The 23,404-nt window shown below is 60.7% G+C and carries 18 protein-coding genes; 11 read left to right on the top strand and 7 right to left on the bottom strand.

Going from position 1 to position 23,404, the window contains the following annotated elements:
• Window positions 1-276 precede the first annotated feature (276 nt).
• Window positions 277-2,766 carry a penicillin-binding protein 1A gene (locus BN1118_RS06795; RefSeq protein WP_043555151.1) on the top strand — a complete coding sequence of 830 codons (2,490 nt, stop codon included), beginning with the start codon at window positions 277-279 and terminating at the stop codon, window positions 2,764-2,766.
• A 70-nt stretch (window positions 2,767-2,836) separates the two neighbouring features.
• Here the strand turns inward: BN1118_RS06795 and oxyR are convergent, their stop codons facing one another.
• The 4 genes from oxyR to BN1118_RS06775 form a co-directional block, all read right to left on the bottom strand.
• Window positions 2,837-3,733: a DNA-binding transcriptional regulator OxyR gene (gene oxyR, locus BN1118_RS06790; RefSeq protein ID WP_043135675.1), complete on the bottom strand. Its 897-nt coding sequence runs from the start codon at window positions 3,731-3,733 to the stop codon at window positions 2,837-2,839.
• Window positions 3,734-3,894: 161 nt separating this feature from the next.
• A complete protein-coding gene (locus tag BN1118_RS06785) occupies window positions 3,895-5,535 on the bottom strand; it encodes a methyl-accepting chemotaxis protein (RefSeq protein ID WP_043135677.1) in 1,641 nt (546 codons plus the stop codon).
• Window positions 5,536-5,759: 224 nt separating this feature from the next.
• The gene (locus tag BN1118_RS06780; protein WP_043555150.1) at window positions 5,760-6,395 is read right to left on the bottom strand and encodes a DsbA family protein; all 636 of its coding nucleotides are present in this window, start codon (window positions 6,393-6,395) and stop codon (window positions 5,760-5,762) included.
• An 82-nt stretch (window positions 6,396-6,477) separates the two neighbouring features.
• Window positions 6,478-7,338 (bottom strand): Vmh family MBL fold metallo-hydrolase, encoded by an 861-nt coding sequence (locus tag BN1118_RS06775; RefSeq protein ID WP_043555148.1) that lies wholly within the window; start codon window positions 7,336-7,338, stop codon window positions 6,478-6,480.
• Window positions 7,339-7,465: 127 nt separating this feature from the next.
• Here BN1118_RS06775 and BN1118_RS06770 point away from each other — a divergent pair, with 127 nt between their 5' ends.
• Entirely contained in the window at window positions 7,466-8,365 is a 900-nt protein-coding gene (locus BN1118_RS06770) for a LysR family transcriptional regulator (RefSeq protein ID WP_043555146.1), read from the top strand.
• Between the two features lie 66 nt (window positions 8,366-8,431).
• Here the strand turns inward: BN1118_RS06770 and BN1118_RS06765 are convergent, their stop codons facing one another.
• Window positions 8,432-9,208 carry a BPSS1780 family membrane protein gene (locus BN1118_RS06765; RefSeq protein WP_043555145.1) on the bottom strand — a complete coding sequence of 259 codons (777 nt, stop codon included), beginning with the start codon at window positions 9,206-9,208 and terminating at the stop codon, window positions 8,432-8,434.
• Window positions 9,209-9,385: 177 nt separating this feature from the next.
• Here BN1118_RS06765 and BN1118_RS06760 point away from each other — a divergent pair, with 177 nt between their 5' ends.
• Window positions 9,386-10,231, top strand: coding sequence for a hypothetical protein (locus tag BN1118_RS06760; RefSeq protein WP_043555143.1), 846 nt, complete (start codon window positions 9,386-9,388; stop codon window positions 10,229-10,231).
• Window positions 10,232-10,278: 47 nt separating this feature from the next.
• Window positions 10,279-11,103, top strand: a complete 825-nt coding sequence (locus BN1118_RS06755; RefSeq protein ID WP_043555140.1) for a M23 family metallopeptidase — start codon at window positions 10,279-10,281, stop codon at window positions 11,101-11,103.
• Window positions 11,104-11,202: 99 nt separating this feature from the next.
• Here the strand turns inward: BN1118_RS06755 and BN1118_RS06750 are convergent, their stop codons facing one another.
• Window positions 11,203-12,537, bottom strand: a complete 1,335-nt coding sequence (locus BN1118_RS06750; RefSeq protein ID WP_043555137.1) for an MATE family efflux transporter — start codon at window positions 12,535-12,537, stop codon at window positions 11,203-11,205.
• Window positions 12,538-12,692: 155 nt separating this feature from the next.
• Here BN1118_RS06750 and mscM point away from each other — a divergent pair, with 155 nt between their 5' ends.
• The 7 genes from mscM to frdD all read left to right on the top strand — a co-directional run bounded on the left by mscM (window position 12,693) and on the right by frdD (window position 22,531).
• The gene (mscM, locus tag BN1118_RS06745; protein WP_043555135.1) at window positions 12,693-15,974 is read left to right on the top strand and encodes a miniconductance mechanosensitive channel MscM; all 3,282 of its coding nucleotides are present in this window, start codon (window positions 12,693-12,695) and stop codon (window positions 15,972-15,974) included.
• A 24-nt stretch (window positions 15,975-15,998) separates the two neighbouring features.
• Window positions 15,999-16,685, top strand: a complete 687-nt coding sequence (locus BN1118_RS06740) for a glycerophosphodiester phosphodiesterase (protein WP_043555134.1) — start codon at window positions 15,999-16,001, stop codon at window positions 16,683-16,685.
• A 156-nt stretch (window positions 16,686-16,841) separates the two neighbouring features.
• Window positions 16,842-18,719 (top strand): methyl-accepting chemotaxis protein, encoded by a 1,878-nt coding sequence (locus tag BN1118_RS06735; protein ID WP_043555132.1) that lies wholly within the window; start codon window positions 16,842-16,844, stop codon window positions 18,717-18,719.
• Window positions 18,720-19,236: 517 nt separating this feature from the next.
• Window positions 19,237-21,021, top strand: a complete 1,785-nt coding sequence (gene frdA / locus BN1118_RS06730) for a fumarate reductase (quinol) flavoprotein subunit (protein WP_043555131.1) — start codon at window positions 19,237-19,239, stop codon at window positions 21,019-21,021.
• Complete coding sequence (locus tag BN1118_RS06725) at window positions 21,014-21,748, top strand: succinate dehydrogenase/fumarate reductase iron-sulfur subunit (protein ID WP_042867664.1); 735 nt, start codon at window positions 21,014-21,016, stop codon at window positions 21,746-21,748. Before frdA ends, BN1118_RS06725 begins: the two co-directional genes overlap by 8 nt.
• Window positions 21,749-21,764: 16 nt before the next feature.
• Window positions 21,765-22,163 (top strand): fumarate reductase subunit C, encoded by a 399-nt coding sequence (locus BN1118_RS06720; protein WP_021138209.1) that lies wholly within the window; start codon window positions 21,765-21,767, stop codon window positions 22,161-22,163.
• Between the two features lie 11 nt (window positions 22,164-22,174).
• Window positions 22,175-22,531, top strand: a complete 357-nt coding sequence (gene frdD / locus BN1118_RS06715) for a fumarate reductase subunit FrdD (RefSeq protein WP_042867662.1) — start codon at window positions 22,175-22,177, stop codon at window positions 22,529-22,531.
• 53 nt (window positions 22,532-22,584) lie between these two features.
• Here the strand turns inward: frdD and BN1118_RS06710 are convergent, their stop codons facing one another.
• The gene (locus tag BN1118_RS06710) at window positions 22,585-23,361 is read right to left on the bottom strand and encodes a substrate-binding periplasmic protein (RefSeq protein WP_043555230.1); all 777 of its coding nucleotides are present in this window, start codon (window positions 23,359-23,361) and stop codon (window positions 22,585-22,587) included.
• Window positions 23,362-23,404 lie beyond the last annotated feature (43 nt).

Raw genomic sequence — 23,404 nt, 5'->3', positions numbered from 1 at the left:
GGTTTTAGGATTGATTGTAGGACAGCTAATCAGATGATGATGACTTAACTCATCCTAAATGCTCTATCTATCAATGTCATAAAGTTTACACCGAAAAGTGATGCATCTCGCTTTCTTGCCGCCCCCGCCTCCCCTTGGTTATTGAGCCGCAGAATGCTAACCTCCCGCCTCTTCTCGAGGAGCCTGACTGCTGACAGGAAAACCTCGAATTCCCGGAGGCAAAAGGGCTATACTCTGCGCCCGTTGGCTAATTTTAAGACGATTGGTAGTTCTTCCATGCTGAAATGGCTCGTACGCCTGTTTATTGTCATGATGCTGGGTGCAGTGCTGGGTGTTGCCAGCCTCATCGGCATCTACTTCTACATCAAGCCCCAGTTGCCCGATGTGACCGCGCTGCGCGACGTCAAGCTGGCCACCCCGATGAAGGTGTACAGCCGGGATGGGGAATTGATCTCCCAATTTGGCGAAATTCGTCGCATCCCGCTGCGTCTGGATGAAATTCCCCAGTCCATGATAGATGCCGTGCTCGCGACCGAGGATGCCCGCTTCTATGAGCACCCGGGCATAGACCCGATCGGTATCATTCGAGCCGCCACCGTCTGGGCTGTCTCCGGCCATGCCCGTCAGGGCGCCAGTACCATCACCCAGCAGGTCGCCCGCAACTTCTTCCTGAGCAATGAGAAGACCATAGTGCGCAAGGTCAAGGAAGTGTTCCTGGCCTGGCGTATCGAGCAGAATCTCTCCAAGGACGAGATACTGCAGCTCTACCTCAACAAGATACCGCTCGGTTACCGCGCGTTCGGGATAGGCGCCGCCGCTCAGGTCTACTTCGGCAAAGAGGTCAAAGACCTGACCCTGGACGAGATCGCCATCATAGCCGGCCTGCCCAAGGCACCGTCCATGTTGAACCCGATCCGTTCACCGGAGCGTGCCTTCGCCCGCCGCAACGTGGTGCTGGGTCGCATGCTGGAAACCGGCAAGATCACCCAGGCCCAGTATGACGAGGCCTCCAAGATGCCGATCAAGGCCCGCTATCACGGCGCCGAGATCACCCTCAATGCCCCTTATCTGGGGGAGATGGTGCGCCAGAAGATGGTGGAGCAGTTTGGTGAAGACGCCTACACCATGGGCCTGCACGTCTACACCACAGTCACTGCCAAGCGCCAGCGTGCCGCCCGTCTGGCCCTGCTGGATGGCGTGTTCGACTACGATACCCGTCATGGCTACCGTGGCACGACAGCCCAGCTGTGGAAAGCGGGAGAAGCCGACTGGGATTACGACCAGATCATGGCGCACCTGGCCAAGCAGCCCACTTACGAGCCTCTGATGGCCGCCGTGGTCACCAAGCTGGGTGACAAGAGTGCGACCCTGGTGCTGAAAAATGGCAAGCAGGCCGAACTAGGCTGGAACGGCATCAAATGGGCTCGCGCCTTCATCACCGATGATCGCCAGGGCTTCGCCCCCCGCTCCGCCCACGACATGCTGAAAGTCGGCGCCCAAATCTGGGTGCGGGAGAAGGGTGAAGAGCTGCTGCTCTCCCAGATCCCCGAGGTCAACGCCGCCCTGGTGGCCATGAACCCGCAGGATGGCGCCATCGAGGCCCTGGTCGGCGGCTTCAGCTTCGAGCTGTCCAAATTCAACCGGGTCGATCAGGCGCGCCGTCAGATAGGCTCCAACATCAAGCCCTTCCTCTATGCCACCGCGCTGGAGCAGGGCTATACCCTGGCCTCCCTCATCAATGATGCGCCGATCAACCAGTGGGACCCCTCCAAGGGCCCCATGTGGCAGCCCAAGAACTCCCCGGCCATCTACGAAGGTCCCACCTCGCTGCGGCTAGGTCTTGCCAAGTCCAAGAACGTGATGTCGGTGCGACTGATGCGCGCCATCGGTCTGGACACCTATATCGACGGCCTGACCCGCTTCGGGTTCGCACGCGACACCATATCCCGCAATGAATCGCTGGCGCTGGGCGCCGCCGAATTCACCCCGCTGGAAGTGGTGCGCGGTTATTCCGTCATGGCCAACGGCGGCTTCCAGGTCACCCCCTATTTCATCACGGACGTGACCGACAGCTTCGGGGAGCCCCTGTACCAGGCCAACCCTGCCGCCGCCTGTCGTGATTGCGGCGTGCTGGCCGCGGCCGGTCTCGACAGTGCCGATGCCTACGCCAATACCGGCGGCGACTGGAAGGCCCAGTGCCCGATCGATCCTGTCGTGCCCAACAACATGGCACCACAGACCATCAGTGCCCAGAGCACCTTCCTGGTCACGGACACCCTGACCACCGCCATCTGGGGTGGCAACGGCTGGCGCGGTACCGGCTGGCGGGCGGCTCGCGACCTCAAGCGTCACGACATCTCCGGCAAGACGGGGACCACCAACGAATCCCGTGATGCCTGGTTCTCCGGTTACACGCCGAACCTGGTCGCCACCTCCTGGATAGGTTTTGACAACCACCAGCGGGGTCTTGGCCGGGCCGAGTTCGGCGGCGGCGCGGCCCAGCCCATCTGGATCGACTTCATGAAGACGGCGCTCAAGCAGGTGCCAGAGCGCAAGATGCCGGTCCCCGAGGGGATCATCACGGTACGGGTCGATCGCGAGACCGGTCTGCTGACCAATCGCACCGATGGCAGCAGTACCGAGGAGTTCTTCAAGGAAGGCACTGAGCCGACCCGCTATGCGACCCAGAGCTCGGACGGCAATCAGGTGTATGGCGGCGACGGCTCGCCCACTGACGGACCCGTCTCCACCGACGACATCTTCTAAGCGACAGCTCAAGATAAAAAACCGGCGCCAAGGCGCCGGTTTTCTTTTTGTGACCACGAATGCGTCGCCGTCAGCCAAGCAGGCTCTTCATCAGACTGGAGATACGGGCAGCCAGCTCGTTAAAGCAGGGCCTGCGTACCGAGTAGTGGCGATAGAGCAACGAGATGGCACGGCCCGGCACCGGGTCGATCACGGGGCGATAGCTGACCCCCCCTTCCTCCGCATTGGCAGGCACGGCCAGTTTGGGCACCAGCGTCATGCCGCTGCCAGCGGCGACCATGTTGCGCAGCGTCTCCAGGCTGGTGCCCTTGAAGCGCTGATCCTCACCGATCCCAGCGGCGAAGCAGAATCCCATCGCCTGATCCCGCAGACAGTGGCCATCGGCCAGCATCAGCAGTTTCTTGCCCTTGAGATTGCTGAGCGGTACCGACTTGGCCCTGGCTTCCGGGTGATGCTGCGGTACCGCCAGCCACATGGGCTCCTGATAGAGGGGAATCGAGCCAAACCCTTCCATCCCCTCAAGTTCGGCGAGGATGAGACAATCCAGCTCCCCTTCCTCCAGCCGCTTGAGCAGCACCTGGGTCTGCTCCTCATAGAGATAGAACTCCAGCTTGGGAAAATGCTCGCGCAGATCCTGGATGATATGGGGCAGCAGATAGGGGCCGACGGTGGGAATGAAACCGATATGGATCTCGCCGGACATGGGTTCGGCGAAGTGCTGGCCTATGCTCTTGAGCTCACGCACCTCTTTTAGCACCTTGCGGGCCTGATGGGCCATGGCGTCACCGGCCGGGGTAAACAGCACCTTGCGGGAGGTGCGCTCGATCAGGATCACCCCCAGCTCGTCCTCCAGCTTGCGCAGCTGGCCGCTCAGGGTCGGCTGGCTGACGAAGCAGCGCTCCGCCGCCTTGCGAAAGTGCTTCTCCTCTTCCAATGCCACCAAATACTCGAGATCGCGAAGGTTCATACATCCAGAATCCTGCCAACCAATTGGGCCATTAGCATGCCCAAGAAAGACAGGAGGGACAAGGGATGGTAACTGAATGGAAAAAGACAGGCGGATGGAAAAACAAAACGGGCCCGGATCCAGGATCCGGGCCCGCTCAAGCGGCGAGTGTCAAACCTTCATTACACCCGGAAGCGACGTACCATCTCCTGCAGCTGGGTCGCCAGGTGGTTGAGGTCGTTGCAGGCCTGAGCCATCTGGGTCGCACCAGCCGCCACCTCTTCCGAGGCATGGCTGATGTTGACCACGTTGCGGTTGAGCTCTTCGCTCACCGCGCCCTGCTCTTCGGTCGCGGTCGCAATCTGTATGTTCATGTGGGAGATGCTCTCCACAGAGCCACTGATCTCGGAAATGGACGCTCCCGCCTCCCGCGCCGTGCTCACTGTGGAGTTCATCATGTCCTGGCTCTGCTGCATGGTAGTGCCGGCCTGTTCGGCCCGCTGCTGCAGTTCGGCAATGATGGTGTTGATCTGGGAGGTGGAATCCTGAGTCCGCTTCGCCAGGGTGCGCACCTCATCGGCCACCACGGCGAAACCACGACCCTGTTCACCGGCCCGGGCCGCCTCGATGGCGGCGTTCAACGCCAGCAGGTTGGTCTGTTCGGCTATCCCGCGGATCACCTCCAGCACCATGCCGATGTTGCGGCTGTCATCGCCGAGCTGGCGGATCACCACGGCCGTGCTCTCGATGGCGCCGGCCACCTGCTCGATGCGCTTGATGGAGTCGTTGACGGTGCGAGCCCCCAGCTCGGCCGTGCTGCTGGCCTGGGTCGCGGCACTGGCGGCATCGCTGGTATTGCGGGACACCTCCTGCACCGTGGCCTGCATCTCGTTCATGGCGGTGGCCAGCTGATTCAGCTCATGCTGCTGATTGTTCATGTTGGTGGCGGATTGACGGGCCACGGCGCTGATCTCTTCCGCCGCCGAGCTGAGCTGCACCACTGAGCCGGACACCTCGCTGACCAGGTTGCGCAGACTGCCCTGCATCTCGCCAAAGCCTTTGGCCAGCTGACCCAGCTCGTCGTTGTTGAACTGTCTCAAGTCGAGGTGAGTCGCCAGATCGCCGGCCGACACCTTGCGAGTCTGCTCCAGCAGGGCCATGACGGGATTGCGGATCTGGCCGGTCAGCAACCAGGCTACAACCACCACGAACAGCACTGTCATCAGACTCACGACGATGCTCATGTTGCGTGAACTGCTATAAAGATCGGCGACTGATTTGACCATAACGTCCGCCAGCTCATTGTTAATCTCACGCAGGCGATAAGATTTGGCACCCGCTTCTTCCAGCGCAGCCCGGGTCTCGTTTTTACGCAAACCCTTGACCCGTTCAAGATCGCCATTGGCGAAGGCCGTCACCAACTCCTCATGCACGGAGAAGTATTTGGCACCGGCAGCAAGCAATTGTTCATAGGTCTGCTTCTCTTCATCCGTGCTGAAGGGCAGCGAACCATATTTTTGCGCCGCCGCATCAAACTCCTGCTTCGCCTTGTTAAAGGTGGCGGTACGATCACTGACCTCCTGGGCATCCTTGTTGAGGCCGCCGATGACCTGAGCCAGCTCGGAGCGACGGGCATCGAGAATGGCCACATGCATCTGGCTGGCATAGCGGGTCGATGGCAACAAATTCCCGGAGATGGTTTCAGTATCACCGTAGAGACGGGACAGCTGAGTGATGGAAAACCACGCAAGCCCCAGCACCAGCAAGGCCAATACGGCAAAGCCGGCACTCAACTTCTGACCTATAGACATATTTTTGAACATGATTGGTATCCTTGGCGGCTAGACGCAAACCCGTGGAGCCGAACTCCCGAGCTATCCCCATAGAGCATAGCGTGATGATCGCAAGCGGATGATTTTCAAACTATCCGCTAGTCAATATATCGTCATGCCCACGGATAGCATGAGGATCAAGCGGGTAGGAAAAATCTGTCCCTCTCAGCCTGGGTTTGCTTGTCATCCCGCCCACCAATCGACAAGACGGGGTTTCAGCGTCCCATCACCGCCTGGATCTGGCGGGCAAAGGCCGCCGGCTCGCCCAGGAAGGAAGAGGCGGACAGCGGCGTCACCTTGTCCCCTTGCACCAACCCCAGGGTCGGGTAGCCCTGTCCGCCGAGGCGGTGCATCCAGCCCTGGCTGGCTGCCAGATGGCCGGCCAGATCCACGTTCTGATAAGCATCTGCAAATACCGCGGCATCGATGCCCTGCTCCGCCGCCAGGCGGCTCAGCTGCTCGAGGGAACCTATCCAGATGCCATCGCGATAGTGGGATTGCTGGATGCGATGCAGCAGGGTCAACCCCTCGCCGCCCAACGCCGACATCGCCAGTATGGCGCGGATGGGTTGCTCCGAGTCGAGCAGCAGGCCATCGCGCAGCAGCAAGTCGTTGAAATAATCCTCACCGAAGGGCTGGCCAGTCAGGGCCTGGATCCGCTCGTCATGAGGGCGGACGTAGTCACGCAGGGCCTGCCCCATGGGCTGACGACGCTCGCCCAGCCAGAGGCCGCCGGCATGCAGCTCTATGTGAAGACCGGGGATCCCGGCCGCCGCTTGCAGCAAGGGGGCAGCGCCATAGCACCAGCCGCAGAGGGGGTCGTATACATAATGCAGGCTTGTCTCGTTCATGTGATTCATTCTCGATTGTTTGGCTAAAAAAACCGGGCCCAAGGGCCCGGTAAAAAAACACAGGGAAGCAGGCGTCAGGCAATTACCACTTCATTTCACCGGTGTTGACCTTGGCACCTATGGCCAGACCATCGTCTACCGGCAGGGACGGGAAGGCTTTCTTCAGGCCTTCAATCAGCTCGCCGGAGTTTTTGGACTTGGCCAGCTCCTGCTCGAAGCGCTGGACATAGTCACGGGTGAAGGTCACGGCTTCGGTACCCTTGGGCGCAGTCCCCAGGAAGTGGCCTGGCACGACACGCTCGGGTTTCATGGCCAGCAGCTCGTTGAGGGTCTTCACCCAGTGAGCGCGGGCTTCCTTGGTCTGGCTGTCCGCCATCCAGACGTGCACGCCGCTGTAGACGGGCACACCACCCAATGCTGTCTTGATGGACGGCGCCCACAGGTAAGCGGTCGGCGTGTTCATCTCCTTGATCTCGATCTTCTCGCCTTCGAGGGTCAGATAAGAGGCGGTCATCACTTCCGGTACCGTCAGGGCTTTGGGTGCACCTGCGCCCAGGATGGGTCCCCAATAGGTCAGCTTGTCATCCTTGGTCTTGTTGATGTGGTCGACCACATGCTGGTCCGCCAGGACTTTGACTTTCGGAAACGCCTTCATGATGGGCTCCAGACCGAAGTAGAAGTCGGGATCACCCGCGCTGATATAGACGGTTGTCAGCTGCTTGCCGCTTTGCTTGATCATGTCGACCAGCGCCTGGCCATTTTTCACATCAAACTGGGCATCGATCAGAATGGCCTCTTTGTCACCGGCCACCAGGGAAGAGGAGACAGGGAAGATGGCCTTCTCGCCCGGGTTGTAGACAGTCACTGTCAGGGGAGCTGCCATAGCGGCGCCACTCAGCAGGGTGGTGGCCAGGGTCAGGTTGCGGATCAGGGTGTTGTTCATCGGGTATTCCTCATCAAGTCATCAGGGGTTCATCAGATGGACACAGTTTATTGGATCATTAACGGTACAAATACAGCATAATAAGCGCATAACTGTTGCATTAATCGAGCATATAGAGGGCCTGCACATGGATCGACTGACCGCATTAAGGGTCTTTGTCAGTGTTGTCGAACAGGGCAGCCTGAGCGGCGCCGGGGAGAAGCTGGAGATGTCGCGCGCCATGGTGACGCGCTACCTGGCTGAACTGGAGCAGTGGATGGGGGCCCGTCTGCTGCACCGCACCACCCGGCGGTTGAGCCTGACAGGCCCGGGGGAAGAGGCATTGAACCGCGCCAGGGCCATGCTGGCACTGGGGGAGGAGATGGAACAGATCGCCATCCGCGGCGATGAGGCGCCCAAGGGACAACTGCGCATCACCAGCAGCTACTCAATCTCCGAAGCCCTGCTGGTGGGGGCCGCCAACGACTATCTGGCCCAGTATGCGGGCACCGCCATCGACATCCTGCTGCTGGACCGCACCGTCAACCTGGTGGAGGAGCGGATCGATCTGGCCATTCGCATCACCAATGATCTGGATCCCAACCTGGTGGCCCGCCGGCTCGGCACCTGCCACTCAGTGGTCTGTGCCAGCCCGGCCTATCTGGCCAGACACCCGACACCGCACAAGGTGCAGGATCTCGCCCTGCACAACTGCCTCACCTACACCTATTTCGGCAAGAGCCTGTGGGAGTTTCAGGGACCCGCCGGACCTGAATCCGTGCCGGTCAGCGGCAATCTCAGTGCCAACATATCCAACCTGCTGCTGGAGGCGACCCTGGGTGGCGCCGGCATCAGCATGCAGCCCCGCTACTCGGTGCAATCCCAGCTGGAGAGTGGTGCCCTGGTGCCCCTGCTCGAGGCATGGCAACCCAAGCACCTCGGGGTCTACGGTGTCTATGGCACCCGCAAGCAGATGTCGCCCCTACTGCGCAGCTTCCTCGATTTCCTGGTGGTACGCATGGCGGCCGATCCCATGTGGCAGGAGTAACGCCACCATGCAAAAGGGGCCCGCAGGCCCCTTATTGTTCATGACATCCGATTACCCGCATCCGGATCAGGCTTCGAAGCCGGTCAGCGGAGCCTCGGACGGCGCCTCCTGCGACACATCCAGATAGATGTCCCGGTACGCCACATAGATGGAGTAGTTGAGGGCCGGTATCACCACCAGCAGGCCGATCAACATCAGGGCGGCGCCAAACAGCATCAGCCCGGCGGCGATCAGTCCCCACCAGAAGAAGGGCCACATGTTGGTCAGGCAACCTTTGAAGCTGAGCTTGGCGGCCTGCAATATGCCGACATCGTGGAAATAGATGAGGGCGGGCGCGAAGGTAATAGCCATCAACACCGGGATCAGCAGTGCCAGCCCCAGCAACAGGCAGAGCAGCAGCCCCTGCACCTGCGCCACGCTCACCACCATGGACTCGGGATCCTGAGTCAGCAGGGAGGTCAACCCCCACATGGAGAGCAACCCGAGGCAGATGAGTCCGATCAGGGTAAACAGAGCCAGCACCAGCAGGCCACCCAGCATCAGCGGTGTCAGCTTGTTGCGAAACCCGGCGAAGAAGTCTGCAAACTTGAGCTGATTGCCCTCGTAGCCGCGCTGGGCCACCACCACCCAGCCCGCGCCCCACACCATGTAGAGCAACTGGGAGATGAGGCCGCCCGCCGGCAGACGCTCCAGCAGCAGGCCGACCGCGAACCAGATCAGGACCATGGCGACACTGACGCCCATGCCCTTGTTGAAAATATCGAAGCCGGATCGCACCCAGACCCAGCCACGCCCGATAGGGTGACGGGCGGGCTCGGCGCGCAAGGGGGACAATCCATTCATAACGTTTCCTCAGATGATGACGGGCTGGCTGCCGATTCTAGAGCCATGGGCCGGCTGACTCAATGGCAGACGATCGCCGGTTGCTGCTTCGCACGTCAGGGCTGCTTGTATCAGGCGTTACGGTTATCATAAGAGACCCCCGCACCAGGGGCATTCACTTATTCAAGAGAATCCAAGATGCGTACACTTCATCTGGCGCCGATCCTGCTGGCCTCCTTGCTGCTCAACCTCTGGCAATGGCAGGATCAATCCGCCCCCCCAGCGCCCCAGCCGCAACCCGACGCCGCCGACGGCCCAGCCCTGGCCCAGTGCGACACAGCAGCCAGCCAGAGCGCCAGTCAGAACCTGATGGCCAAGCTGCCCGGCAAGGGAGCGCAAGGTGAGCCCGCCCCCGCGCAGGAGGCCATGGCCCCCAATCCGGAGCTGGAGGCCGCCATCAGCCAGTGGAGCCAGTCGAGCGAAGGCTCTGTGCTGATAGAGCGGCTCTACGATGCCGAGCAGGGCAGCCAGCTCACTACAGTGTTCGATCGGCTGGACGTGGTGGAGGACGTGCGCGCTCAGGTACAGGAGCAGTTGCGCGAACTTTATCGCCTCGGTTTCGATCACCCCGATGCCTACGAGCAGGAGAGCCAGCGCATCTGGAGCAACATCAGCAACCTGCTGGGTGACGACACCCGCACCCGGCTGGAACAGGAGCTCTACTCGGGCGACATCAACCGCCTGCTGGAGATCCAGGGCCGACTGGCGGAGCGCGGCGAGCTGCTGGCCCCGACCCAGCGCCAATCCCTGACGCGTCTGCTGAGCGATGCCAACCAGCAACTGGCCCAGCAGGAGAGTGGCGATGCCGGCACCTATCTGGAGAACCAGAAAGCCTATACCCAGCGCGTGCTGGAGAGCAGCCGCGCCTTCCTCAACCCGAGCCAGCTGAAAGTCGTGCAGGACATGCTGGAGCTGGATCTGGTACGCCAGGAGGTGTCGGTCCAGATGGAAGCCATCTATCAGCGCTTCCAGCCCGCGTCCTGATGCCCTTGCCCTGGTTCGTTTGACCCAACCCATAACGTGGAACCGTCATGAGAGTCGTTTGTTGTATCTTGTTGCTGCTGGCCAGCCAGTGTGCCCTCGCCGAGGGATTTCTCAGCCGTCTGCTCAACCATCCGGTGCCGGGCGGCGTTGCTGTGGTGCCGCTTGGCAATGCAGCGCAGGCCCCCGCCGCCCGTTATCAGGACAAGCCCGTGCTGGTGGTGCGGGAAGAGGATCGCCGCTGGATCGCCATCGTCGGCATTCCCCTCAAAAGCCAGCCAGGGGCTCATACCCTGACGGTGAATGATGGTCGCACCCTCGGCTTCACGGTCGGCAACAAGCACTACCGCGAGCAGCACATCAAGCTCAAAAACAGCCGCCAGGTCAACCCGCTGGCCAAAGACATGACCCGCATCAACCGCGAACTGGCGGAGCAGACCCTGGCCTATCAAACCTTCAGCCCTGCCCAGCCCAGCAACCTGCTGTTCGACAAACCGGTGCAGGGCCCGCTCTCCAGCCCGTTCGGCCTGCGCCGTTTCTTCAACGGCGAAGAGCGCAATCCCCACTCAGGCCTCGACTTCGCGGTCGGTGCCGGCACCCCCATCAAGTCACCAGCGGCGGGCAAGGTGATCCTGATCGGCAACTACTTCTTCAATGGCAACACCGTCTTCGTCGACCACGGCCAGGGGCTGATCAGCATGTTCTGCCACATGTCGAAGATCGATGTGAAACTGGGCCAGACCCTGCCCCGCGGCGGCATAGTCGGCCGGGTCGGTGCCACCGGTCGCGCCACCGGCCCCCACATGCACTGGAACGTCAGCCTCAACGACGCCCGGGTCGATCCCGCCATCTTCATCGGCGCCTTCAAGCCCTGACTCGAGACAGCCAATCCCGTCCATCTGCTGTGATGAGCAGGCCGGATAAAACGAAAAAGGCAGCCTTGGCTGCCTTTTTCATGGACGGATGACGGCGTATCAAGCAGCCGCGTGCAGGCCGGCCTCCTTGCGCATGGCCCACCACATCACCAGCACCAGCACAGTGCTGCAAGTCGGCAATGCCAGCCAGACCCCGGCCACCCCCCACAGGGAGGAGAAGCCCCACAGGAAGCCGCCGATCAGCACCAGCTTGCCGCCGGTGAGCAGGGAGGCGATGCGGGCCCGGTTGATGGCCTGGAAGTAGGTGGCCCCCACCAGCAACAGTCCTTCCATCGGCAGGCCCCAGAAATAGAGCCAGATGCCGAGGCTCGCCACCGGCAAGAGGGCCGCGTTGTCGCCGGCAAACAGATAGACCACCCCTTCCGGCCACAGATAGAGCGGGATCATGCCGCACAGCGCCACCAGCAGGGTGACGCCCAGCGCCAGGTTGCGCACCCGCAGCACCCGTTGCCAGTTGCCCGCCCCCGCGTTGAAGCTGGCGATGGGCTGTATGCCCATGGCGATCCCCTCGAAGATGAGATAAAAGAAGGCCTCGCTGTAGCTGATGACGCCATAGGCGGCCACGTGCAGCGAGCTGCCCACCGCCAGCAGCGCCTTGTTGTGCAGCGCCAGCACCACCGACAGGTAGAGGTACATCAGAAAGCTCGATACCCCGAGCCGCAGCGTCTCCCGCATCAGTCGCCAGTCCGGTACCAGCGTATCCCAGCGAATGCGCAACTGGCTGCGCGGGGTGAAGAAGTGCCACAGACAGAGGCCGCCGGTCACCGCCTGGGAGAGCATGGTGGCGATGGCCGCCCCCGCCAGGCCCCAGGGGACGACCGCCATCAGCAGGTAATCGAGCAAGACGTTGAGTACGCCGCCGCCCACCAGGATCCAGGTAGCGAGACCGGGTCGTCCGTCATTGCGCAGCAGGGCGGTGAACGCCATGGAGAGCACGGCAAATACTCCGAGCCAGGCGTACCACTGCAGATAGGCGAGCCCTGCGTCGAATATGAGCCCCTCGGCCCCCATCCAGGCCAGCATCTCATCCCCATAATTGATGCCGATAAAGGCGAGCACGGCCGAAGCGAGCAGCACCATCACCAGCGCATTGCCGACTATGTGGCGCGCCTTCGCCTGCTCCCCCTTGCCGAGGTAGAAGGAGGCGAGCGACGAGGAACCCATGCCGATCAGCGCCCCCACCGCATAGAGCACGGCGCAGATGGGATACGCCAGCATCATGCCCGCCAGCCCGTCCTGGCCCAGGATATGGCCGACGAAGATGCCGTCTATGGTGACATAGATACCGGTGACCAGCATGGCGGCCACGGTCGGCGTGACGTAGCGCCAAAACAGGCGGGAAAGGGGGGCCGTGCCCAGATCGACTGCTGACATAAGATGCTCTAAGGAGGGGAAAACGGCCGGAATAATAGCCAAACAAGGTCCGGATCGCCCGTTATTTATGTTACAAATCATTAATATGGAAAACTTTACCCGCCTCGGCCCCTGCTTTAGGCTAGGGCGACCTCTCATGAACGGAAACGTGCGCCATGTTGCAACGCCTGCTCTCCCTGCTGCTGCTCTCCCTCTGCCTCTCCCCTGCATTCGCTCAGGCCAATGACGCCATCACCCAGGTGGAGGAGCTGCTGCAGAGCGTGCCCAAGACCGACAGCCCGGAAAACCAGAAGTTGCGGGAAAGTTATCAGCAGGCGCTGCAATTTGCCCGGGAAGCCCAGCGCTATCGCGAGCAGGGCAAGGCCTATCAGCAGATCCTCATCGACTACCCCAAGGAGTCGGCCCGCCTCAAGGAGAGCCTGCACAACTATCAGCCCCAGTCTCGCCCGCCGCTCTCCTCCCTCAAGGAGGAGCCGCTGCGCCAGGCCATAGGCCTGAGCAGCAACCGCCAGCTCAACCTGCGCAAGGAGCGCCAGGCTGTGATGGACAGCCTCAACCAGCTGGAGAGCACGGGCCAGGAGTATCACCTGCGGGTCGACGAGCTGCGCAAGCAGTTGCAGCAGACCCGCACCCTGCTCGATCGGCTCAGCTTCAGCAGCGAATCGGATCGCCAGCAGGAGGCCCAGCAACTGGTCACCCGCCTCAAGGAGCAGAGCCTGTCCGACCGGATCCAGATGCTGGAGCTGGAGCAGCTCTCCGCCCAGCAGCGCAACGATCTCGGCAAGCTGAAGCTGCAGGAGCTCAACCTCGCCATCACCGACGAGGACGAGTGGCAGACCAGCCTGCTCAACCAGCAGAACCAGTTGCGACGGGAGAAGACGGAGCTGGCGCTGGCGGAGAGCGAGCGGCTGCGCAAGCAGCTCACCTCCGACATGCCGCTGCTGCTGGAACAGCAACAGCAGAACCAGGCGCTCTCCATCCAGCTCGGTGCGCTGGAAGATCAGATAGAGCGGGTGCAGGACGATCAGAGGGCCATCGACAAGAACCTCTCGACCCTGAACGATCTGGTCAACTCGGTGCGGGAGCAATTGGAGTGGCTGCAGATCAGCAATGCCTACGGCGAGAACCTGCGCAGCAAGCTCTCGGATCTGCCGGCCTACTTCCCGCTAGACAAGCTGGAATCCGCCATCGTCAACGCGCGCATGGCCAAGTACCAGTACGAGACGGAGCAGGACGCGCTCAAGGATCCGCGCCAGCTACGCGAGCAGCTGATGGCCACCGATGAGATGGCCCTCGACCGCGCCCAGCAGGCGGTGCTCGACAACCTGCTCAAGGCCAGGCGGCAACTGCTGACCCGGCTCAACGACGCCTCCGACAGCCTGATCCAGGAACAGACCCGGCTCAAGCTGCTCTACAGTCGCCAGAACAGCAAGATCGACGAGATCCGCGATCTCAGTGCCAGCCACCTGTTCTGGATGCCGGACGTGCGCCCGCTCACCCCGGCCGTGCTGCTCGGGGTACCGGCGGCTCTCGGCCTCGCCCTCAACCCGGTCAACTGGTTGCAACTGCCCCGGGCCATCGCCGAGAACAACCCCATCACCCTCACCTTCGCCGGCATCGGCATCCTGGTGCTGGCCTGGTGCTGGTTCAAGCTGGCCCGCCATCTGACCCAATACAGCCAGCACATAGCGCCCCGTATCGGCAAGGTGACCCAGGACAAGTTCAGCCTCACCAGCCGGCTGCTGATGCGCTCCCTGCTCGCCTCCCTGCCCCTGCCCGCCATGGTGCTGATGGTGCGCGGCCTGCTCGACGGCGCCTGGCAATATCCGTTCGCGGTGGCGGTGGCCCGCGGTCTCGGCGAGATCTGGTTCCTGCTGCTGGCACTCTTGATGGCGCGTCACCTGACGCTGGAGAAGGGGATCCTGATCCTCCATTTTCGCTGGCAGAAGGAGCGGGTGCAGAAGGTGTGGAGCCAGTTTCGTACCCTGCTGCTGGTGATCATCCCGAGCTTCTTCGTGCAGGGCATGGCCAACAGCTATCAGGATCACGCCTTCTACGACTCCCTCGGCCGGATGGCCTTCATCGTCGGCGCCCTCTGGCTGCTGCTGTTCTTCGCCCGTCTCAACCGGGAGCGGCTGCCGCTCACCTGGGGCCAGGCCGACATGACCAAGCCGCATTTGCTGCACCACTTCATCTGGAACAGCCTGATGCTGGCCCCGCTGCTGGCGGTGATCGGCTCCCTGCTCGGCTACTTCTACACCTCGCGCATCCTGCTGCGCCAGCTGGAGCTGAGCCTGCTGATGGGGCTTGGCTGCCTGCTCGTCTACTATCTGGCGCACCGCTGGATGCTGATCCAGCGCCGCCGTCTCGCCTTCGAGCGGGCCAAGAGCAAGCGGGCCGAGATACTGGCCCAGCGCGGCCGGGAGGAGGGGCACGACGAGCTCAGTTCGGAGATCCCGGACGTGGTGGAAGATACCGAGCTGGATCTGGATACCATCAGCGCCCAGTCGCTGGGGCTGGTGCGCACCCTGCTTATGCTGGGCTTCACCATGCTGGTGGTGGTGCAGTGGTCCGAACTCAACTCGGCGTTCAGCTTCCTGCGCAGCATAGAGGTGTGGCAGGTCACCAGCAAGATTGGCGGCATAGAGCAGCTTTCCGCCATCACATTGCAGGATCTGATGCTGACGGCGTTTACCTTCATCCTGACCGTGGTCACGGCCCGCAACCTGCCTGGCCTGATGGAGCTGACCCTGCTCCAGCACCTGAGCCTCTCCCCCGGCACCGGCTTTGCCATCACCACTGTCACCAAATACATAGTGCTGGTGGTGGGGGCGCTGAGCGGTTTCTCCATCCTCGGCATCGACTGGTCCAAGGCGCAGTGGATGGTGGCGGCGCTCTCTCTCGGCCTGGGTTTCGGCCTCCAGGAGATCTTCGCCAACTTCGTCTCGGGTCTCATCATTTTGTTCGAGAAACCGATCCGGCTCGGCGACACAGTCACCATCCGCGAACTGACCGGCACCGTCACCAAGATCAAGACCCGCGCCACCACCATAGTGGATTGGGACAGGAAGGAGATCATAGTCCCCAACAAGGCCTTCATCACAGAGCAGTTCATCAACTGGTCCCTGTCCGATGCCATCACCCGGGTACGGCTGCGCATCCGCATCGGCCTGACCCAGGAACCCAGGCGGGTACAGACCATTCTGGAAGAGTCGATCCGGGCCTCTACCCTGGTGCTGGAGACCCCCTCCCCCGAGGTATTCCTGATCGAATTCACCGACTCGGCGCTGATCTACGAGATCCGGCTCTATGTGAACAGCATGGATCACCGCATGCCCATCACTCACGAGGTCCACTCGCTGGTGCTGGAGAAGCTGCAACAACAGGGGCTGGGGCTGCCGCACCAGCAGATCGACATTCGACTGAGCCGTGCCTGATCGAGGCGCAACAGGAGCCATATCATGCAGATCATCGCCCATCGCGGCGCCAGCGGGCTGGCGCCGGAAAATACCCTCAAGGCCATCCGGCTGGCGCTGACACTGGGCGCCCAGGCCATAGAGATAGATGTACAGCGGGCCGACGGCGAGCTGTGGGTCTTCCACGACCGGCGACTGGAGCGTTGCACGAACGGCGGCGGCGTGCTGACGGCGCAATCCCGTGCCTATCTGGCGGGACTTGATGCGGGGGAAGGAGAGCCTATCCCGACCCTGTGGCAGGTGATGGAAGCCATCGCCGGCAAGGCCGAGCTGCATATCGAGCTGAAAGGGGCACAAACAGCCGACGAGGTGGCCCGACTGACCCGGCGTGCTGAGGCGGAGCTCGGCTTCACGCCAGCGCACTGGGTCGTCTCCTCCTTTCACCATCCTGAGCTGGCCCGCTTTGCCGCCTTGCGGCCCGAGATCCGGCTGGGGGCTCTGACTTCCACCATTCCACTCACTCTCGCCAAGTTTGCGGCCGAGCTCGGAGCCTGGTCGCTCAACTGCGACCTGGACTTTGTCGACGAAGCACTGGTCATGGATGCCCATCGACGGGGATTGAAGGTGCTGGTCTATACGGTCGATCACACTGCCGACCTGACGGTACTGGCCGCCATGGGGGTGGACGGGATATTTACCAACCGGCCGGACCGCTTCCTTACTGCGGCCTGATCGGACTCATTATTTCGGCAGGAGATCGATAAACGCTGATTTAGGCTATAAATTTAAGTGCGCACCGGGATACAAAAAGTTCGACTTTGGCCGATAACAGTTGGCTCATAACAATAAAACGACACATCGCAGACTGACGCTCACAAGGATGTAAATATGAACTTATCCATCAAGAACAAGCTTGTCCTCGCCATCGGGGTCATTATCCTGGTCATCACAGGCCTGCAGGTCTGGTACAACACCTCCCAACTGAGAAGCGAAACCCAACGCCTTATCTGGAGTTTCATCGACGACAGCTCGGCTGCCAATGTGAAAGGCATCTCCCGCTGGCTGGATGCCCGGATCAGCATGGTCACCTCCACCAAGGAGGCCTTCACCAAGGAAGACGAACCCATCAGCCATCTGGCCCAATCCATGAATGCCGGCAACTTCGATCTGGTCTATGCGGGCACGAAAGATGGCAAGATGATCCAGAGCAAGCCGACCAATCTGCCGGCCGGCTATGACCCCCGTCAGCGCCCCTGGTACAAGGACGCCATGGCTGCCGGCAAGCTCGCCATCACGGCGCCCTACGCCGACATCACCACGGGTCAACTCATCATCACCATCGCCGAGCCCTTCACCCGCGGCAATACCCAGGGGGTGATCGCCGGTGACGTCTCCATCGACGCCCTGGTACGCGATGTGCTGGCCATCAACTCGGAAGGCACCTACGCCATCCTGGTGGACAGCAATGGCACCATCATAGCCCACCCGGACAAGGAGCTGGCCCTCAAACAGGCGACCGCCATCTCCCCGGATCTGACCGCCGCCAAGGTCAACGAGCTGGCCCATGACAACACCATCTCCGAGATGGAGATCAGCGGCAAACCCAGCGTGTTCGACCTGACCGAGATCCCCAACACCAACTGGTATTTCGGCATAGTGGTGGATGAGGCGGTTGCCTATCAGTCCGTGTCCCGCATGGTCACTTCCGCCCTGTTGCAAGGCCTGCTCACCATTCTCATCGTGGCCGGCTTCTCCTATGTGGCCATCAACGGCTCCCTGGCTCCGCTGAAAACCCTGGGGGAGGCCATCGCCGACCTCTCTCGCGGCAACGGTGACCTGACTCGCCGCGTCAAGATAGAGCGTGAAGACGAAGTGGGGGTCGTGGCCAAGCACGTCAACACCTTCATCGATCGCATCCACGTGATGGTGCAGGATATCTCCAACTCCTCCGGCCAACTGAACCAGCAGGCCAAGTCCTCCCACAACATGGCGGAGAAATCCAGCCAGGGCTTGGCTCGCCAGCAAAACGAGATCTCCCAGATCGCCACCGCGGTGCACGAGATGTCCGCCACCGCGGTGGAGGTGGCCAGCAACGCCGAACAGACCGCAGATGCGGCCCGCAGCTCCTCCAGCAGCTGTGATCATGGCAAGCAGGTCATAGCCCGCAACCAGCGCTCCATCACGGATCTCGCCACCCAGGTCAAACAGGCCTCCGGCATCATTCAGGAACTGGAGAAGAACGCGCAGGAGATCAACACCATACTCTCCACCATCCAGGGCATAGCCGAGCAGACCAACCTGCTGGCACTGAACGCCGCCATCGAGGCTGCGCGGGCCGGTGAACAGGGTCGTGGCTTTGCCGTGGTGGCCGACGAGGTGCGGGTGCTGTCACAGCGAACCCACAGCTCCACCGTCGAGATCCGCAGCATGATAGAGACGCTGCAGCGCAACACCCAGGGCGCTGTCAGTACCATGCACGAAGGCCAGCTGCTGGCCCAGAACAGCGTGGAAGATGCGAACGATGCTACGCAGGCGCTGGAGCAGATCACCGCCTCCATCAACCAGATCTCCGACATGGCCACCCAGATCTCCAGCGCCGCCGAGGAGCAGCGCGCCGTGACCGACGAGGTGAGCCGCAACATCCAAGCGGTCAAGGATGTGTCGGACGAACTGGCGGTCGACGCCGACAGTTCTCGCCATCTGTCTGAACAACTTAAAAATATTTCAGGTGAACTGAGCAACCAGGTCGGCATGTTCCGCATCTGATCGGCGCAAATCAAAGGGGCCACACAGGCCCCTTTTTTTATGAAAAAATGCTTTTGTTTCAATAGTTATTACCACATCAACGATCGGGACTATGGGGATGAAAATTCTCATACGAAGCGGTATCTCGTCATAAAACAACGCATCACGATCGACATTCGGATTAGTTTTTTGAATCCATCAGCACCATTAGCCAATCCGTGAATAATTCTTATTAAATATTTTTGATAAAAAACTTAAAAACTTTATGGGTAATACCTAAAAAGAGAGGTGTTTCTCATTTTTTTGAAAGAAAACTACGTATAATCCTGAGCTTAAAATAACCATAGCAATGACAGCGGCTGATACCGATAACTGAAGGATGGCGATAATTACGGCGTTTTCATCCATGGAATGGGGTGATTTTGATAAAAGTCACCATTGCCAAGCACTAAAACAAACCAGTTTGACTTGCATCAAGCCTGAATTTTTTTCATAGAGCAAAATCGTGCCCAGCAAATCTATCCCTAAGGAGGCAGATGTGGATATTATCAAGACCGATGTCGCCATCATCGGTGCCGGTGGTGGTGGCCTGCGTGCCGCAATCGCCATAGCAGAAGCACACCCGGATCTGGACATCGCCCTGATCTCCAAGGTCTACCCGATGCGCAGCCACACAGTGGCCGCAGAAGGCGGTGCCGCCGGTGTTGTCCGTGATGATGACTCCCTCGAAAACCACTTCAACGACACCGTATCCGGTGGCGACTGGTTGTGTGAGCAGGACGTAGTCGACTACTTCGTCAACAACGCCACCAACGAGATGATCCAGCTGGAGCACTGGGGTTGCCCCTGGAGCCGCAAGCCGGACGGCAAGGCCAACGTGCGTCGTTTCGGCGGGATGAAGATCCCGCGGACCTGGTTCGCGGCAGACAAATCCGGTTTCCACATTCTGCACACCCTGTTCCAGACCTCCATCAAGTACCCGAGCATCAAGCGCTTCGATGAGCACTTCTGCATGGACTTGATCGTGGACGACGGTCGCGTGCAAGGCGTGCTGACCTTCGATATCCAGAACGGCGTCTCCCGCTTCATCCAGGCCAAGTCCGTCATTCTGGCCACAGGTGGCGCCGGTCGCGTTTACCGCTACAACACCAACGGTGGCATAGTCACAGGTGACGGCATGGCGCTGGCCTACCGCCACGGCGTGCCGCTGCGCGACATGGAGTTCGTTCAGTATCACCCGACCGGTCTGCCGGGCACCGGCATACTGATGACCGAAGGTTGTCGTGGTGAAGGCGGCATCCTGGTCAACAAGGATGGTTACCGCTACCTGCAAGACTACGGCCTGGGCCCGGAAACTCCGGTCGGCCAGCCGAAGAACAAACACATGGAGCTGGGTCCGCGCGATCGTCTCTCCCAGGCATTCTGGCAGGAGCAGCAGAAAGGCCGCGTGATCCAGGGCCCCATGGGCGACGTGGTTCACCTCGATCTGCGCCACCTCGGCGAGAAGTACCTGAAAGAGCGTCTGCCCTTCATCTGCGAACTGGCCAAGGCCTACGTGGGTGTGGATCCGGTCAAGGAACCTATCCCGGTACGTCCGACCGCCCACTACACCATGGGTGGTATCGAGACCAACGGTCAGTGCGCCACCCGCATGCCGGGCCTCTACGCCCTGGGCGAGTGTGCCTCCGTCGGTCTGCACGGCGCCAACCGTCTGGGCTCCAACTCCCTGTCCGAGATAGTGGTATTCGGCAAGGTAGCGGGCGAGCACGCCGGTGAATTCGCCAAGACCCAGGCGCACGGCGACACCCAGGCACTGGCCGCCAAGGCCGAGCAGTTGATCAAGCAACACCTCTCGCTGATGGACATAGACGGCACCGAAAACCCGGCCGATATCCGCAACGAGTTGGGCATGTCCATGGAAGCCGGTGTCGGTATCTACCGTACCGAAGAGCTGATGCAGGGCACCATCGACAAGATCAACGAGCTGAAAGCCCGTTACAAGAAGGTCAAGATCAACGACAAGTCCTCTGTCTTCAACACGGATCTGCTGTACGCCATCGAACTGGGCTACATGCTGGACGTGGCCGAAGCCATGGCACATTCCGCCATCAACCGGAAAGAGTCCCGCGGTTCCCACCAGCGTCTGGACGGTTATGAAGAGCGGGATGACGTGAACTACCTCAAGCACTCCCTCTCCTTCTACAACCAGGAAGGCGCCCCGACCATCGATTACTCCGATGTGAAGATCACTAAATCCCAACCGGCAAAACGCGTATACGGTTCCGAGGGTGAGAAACAAGACGAGGCTAAGAAGAATGGCTGAGATGATCGAAATTGAAATCCTGCGTTATCGCCCTGAGCAGGACAACGAGCCCTGGATGCAGACCTTCCAGGTGCCTTATCTGAAAGAGATGTCCCTGCTGGATGCGCTGCAATACATCAAGGATCAGCTCGACTCCACCCTGAGCTTCCGCTGGTCCTGCCGCATGGCGATCTGCGGCTCCTGCGGCATGATGGTCAACGGTATTCCCAAGCTGGGTTGCAAGACCTTCCTGCGTGACTATCTGCCGGGCAAGATGAAAATCGAGCCGCTCAACAACTTCCCGATCGAGCGCGATCTGGTGGTCGACATGTCCGATTTCATCGAGAAGCTGGAGAGCATCAAGCCCTACATCATCCCGAGCGAACCGCGCAGCCTGTGTGAGGGCGAGTACACCCAGACCCCGGCCGACATGGCGAAGTATCACCAGTTCTCCATGTGCATCAACTGTGGTCTGTGCTACGCGGCCTGCCCGCAGTATGGCATCAACAAGAAGTTCACCGGTCCGGCGGCACTGGCACTGGCCTATCGCTACAACGCCGACAACCGCGACAGCGCGTCCAAAGAGCGGATGAAGATCATCAGCCAGGACGAGGGTGTCTGGGGTTGTACCTTCGTGGGTTATTGCTCCGATGTCTGCCCCAAGGGTGTGGATCCGGCCGCAGCCATCCAGCTTGGCAAGGTCGAGAGCGCCAAGGACTACATGATCGCCATGTTCAAGCCAGATTGAGATCAGGAATGAGACCATGAACAACACCAATAGCAAACGTAAGCCTTACGTCCGCGAAATGAAGAAAGACTGGTGGCTGAAGAATGCCTTCTACACCGGTTACATGATCCGCGAAGGCACCAGCATCTTCGTCTCCATCTATGCCGTCGTGCTGATGTGGGGTCTGCTGCGTCTGGTTCAGGGTCAGGAAGCGTTCAACGGCTGGCTGGAATCCCTGCAAAGCCCGATCGCCATCCTGTTCCACGTCATCGCGCTGGCAGCCTGCCTGTTCCACGCCAAGACCTGGTTCGCCCTGGCGCCCAAGGCCATGCGCATCTTCCGTGGTGAAGACCTGGTGCCGGAGAAGCCGATCGTCATCGCCCAGTATGTGGCGCTGGCAGTGGTATCCCTGCTGATCCTGATCATCGTGGCTTGAGGAGATTAATGATGAGACGTTCTGACGAACCCATTTACTGGGGACTGTTTGGTGCCGGTGGCATGGTGGTTGCCATGTTGCTGCCAGTGATTGTCCTCATTACCGGTCTGCTGGTGCCCATGGGCATCATGGACGTGGAGACCATGAGCTACGAACGCGCACTCGAGTTCGCCAGCTCCTGGTGGGGTGCCTGCATCCTGCTGGTGATCATCGCCCTGCCCATCTGGCACGGCATGCACCGCATCTACCACGGTCTGCATGATCTGGGGATCCATACCACCAAGCTGCACCACTATGTGTTCTATGGCTTCGCCTTCCTGGTGTCTGCCATTACCGTCGGTCTGCTGATGGTGCTGGTCTTCCAGTAAGCGCATCCTGACGCAATAACAAACCGGGCCAAGTGCCCGGTTTTTTACGGCCGTCACTCTGTCGGCGACAAAAAGCGGCGCATCACCTCGTCGCTGTAGCCGCTGTCCTGAAAGTCGATGAGCACCTGATTGATACGGGTCACCAGCTCATAGGCGCGTGGCGAGCCCTTGCTCACCAGCAGATAGAAGCCCTTGCGACTGGGCAGGGCGAGGTTGAGCAGACCGCTCTCGCTCTGGTAGATGCCAAGGCCGATGCCGCTCATCAGCGGTTCAATCTCGCTGGGCAAGAAGTCGCAGCGATCCCGCCCCAGCATGTCCAGCGCCTGCTGCAGCTGCTTGACCCGGCGCGGCTCCAGCACCAGCCCATAGGGGGCATAGTTGTAGCCGATCACACCACACACCCGGGAGCGGTTGACCGTCTGCAGATCGGGCACCTCGGGGAAGCGGCGCTTGAGGTAGAAAAATCCGAGGTGGGTGTAGTAGAGCGGCACGCTGTAGAAGGCATACTCGGCCCGCTCGGGTTTGTAACTGGCATCCCAGGTCAACTCGCACAGTCCGTTCTGGCGATAATCCGCAAGTTCCTGCTGCACTCGTGCCCAGGGCAGGTAGCGGATCTGGTGTGACAGTCCCAGTTTTTTCAGGGCATCGAGTACCAGTGTGGTGGCCGAGCCGGTGAGGCGGCGGGTGTCGGGCACGCCATCCTTGCGCTCCCAATAGGTGAAGGGGGCCCACTCATTGCCCTCCCCCAGACAGATCTGCACCTCGGGCTTGGCCGCCTCCACCAGCCCGGCCAAGCCCCATCCCAACAGCAACAACATGGATCGCGTCATCATCTCCCTCCTTCGCTACCCTTGCAGCTTAGTTCAGAGGGCT

Origin of the sequence: Aeromonas bestiarum, assembly GCF_000819745.1 — a bacterium.
GTDB classification, from domain to species: Bacteria; Pseudomonadota; Gammaproteobacteria; order Enterobacterales; family Aeromonadaceae; genus Aeromonas; species Aeromonas bestiarum.
This window is presented reverse-complemented; position numbering and strand designations above follow the sequence as displayed.

Excerpts from the sequence above, each read along its gene's own strand:
- mscM (WP_043555135.1), top strand. The coding sequence starts at position 12,693 with ATGTTGCAACGCCTGCTCTCCCTGCTGCTGCTCTCCCTCTGCCTCTCC.
- BN1118_RS06740 (WP_043555134.1), top strand. The coding sequence starts at position 15,999 with ATGCAGATCATCGCCCATCGCGGCGCCAGCGGGCTGGCGCCGGAAAAT.
- BN1118_RS06770 (WP_043555146.1), top strand. The coding sequence starts at position 7,466 with ATGGATCGACTGACCGCATTAAGGGTCTTTGTCAGTGTTGTCGAACAG.
- BN1118_RS06750 (WP_043555137.1), bottom strand. The coding sequence starts at position 12,537 with ATGTCAGCAGTCGATCTGGGCACGGCCCCCCTTTCCCGCCTGTTTTGG.
- BN1118_RS06785 (WP_043135677.1), bottom strand. The coding sequence starts at position 5,535 with ATGTTCAAAAATATGTCTATAGGTCAGAAGTTGAGTGCCGGCTTTGCC.
- BN1118_RS06775 (WP_043555148.1), bottom strand. The coding sequence starts at position 7,338 with ATGAACAACACCCTGATCCGCAACCTGACCCTGGCCACCACCCTGCTG.
- oxyR (WP_043135675.1), bottom strand. The coding sequence starts at position 3,733 with ATGAACCTTCGCGATCTCGAGTATTTGGTGGCATTGGAAGAGGAGAAG.
- BN1118_RS06725 (WP_042867664.1), top strand. The coding sequence starts at position 21,014 with ATGGCTGAGATGATCGAAATTGAAATCCTGCGTTATCGCCCTGAGCAG.
- frdD (WP_042867662.1), top strand. The coding sequence starts at position 22,175 with ATGAGACGTTCTGACGAACCCATTTACTGGGGACTGTTTGGTGCCGGT.
- BN1118_RS06755 (WP_043555140.1), top strand. The coding sequence starts at position 10,279 with ATGAGAGTCGTTTGTTGTATCTTGTTGCTGCTGGCCAGCCAGTGTGCC.
- BN1118_RS06710 (WP_043555230.1), bottom strand. The coding sequence starts at position 23,361 with ATGACGCGATCCATGTTGTTGCTGTTGGGATGGGGCTTGGCCGGGCTG.
- BN1118_RS06765 (WP_043555145.1), bottom strand. The coding sequence starts at position 9,208 with ATGAATGGATTGTCCCCCTTGCGCGCCGAGCCCGCCCGTCACCCTATC.
- BN1118_RS06780 (WP_043555150.1), bottom strand. The coding sequence starts at position 6,395 with ATGAACGAGACAAGCCTGCATTATGTATACGACCCCCTCTGCGGCTGG.
- BN1118_RS06760 (WP_043555143.1), top strand. The coding sequence starts at position 9,386 with ATGCGTACACTTCATCTGGCGCCGATCCTGCTGGCCTCCTTGCTGCTC.
- BN1118_RS06720 (WP_021138209.1), top strand. The coding sequence starts at position 21,765 with ATGAACAACACCAATAGCAAACGTAAGCCTTACGTCCGCGAAATGAAG.
- BN1118_RS06735 (WP_043555132.1), top strand. The coding sequence starts at position 16,842 with ATGAACTTATCCATCAAGAACAAGCTTGTCCTCGCCATCGGGGTCATT.
- BN1118_RS06795 (WP_043555151.1), top strand. The coding sequence starts at position 277 with ATGCTGAAATGGCTCGTACGCCTGTTTATTGTCATGATGCTGGGTGCA.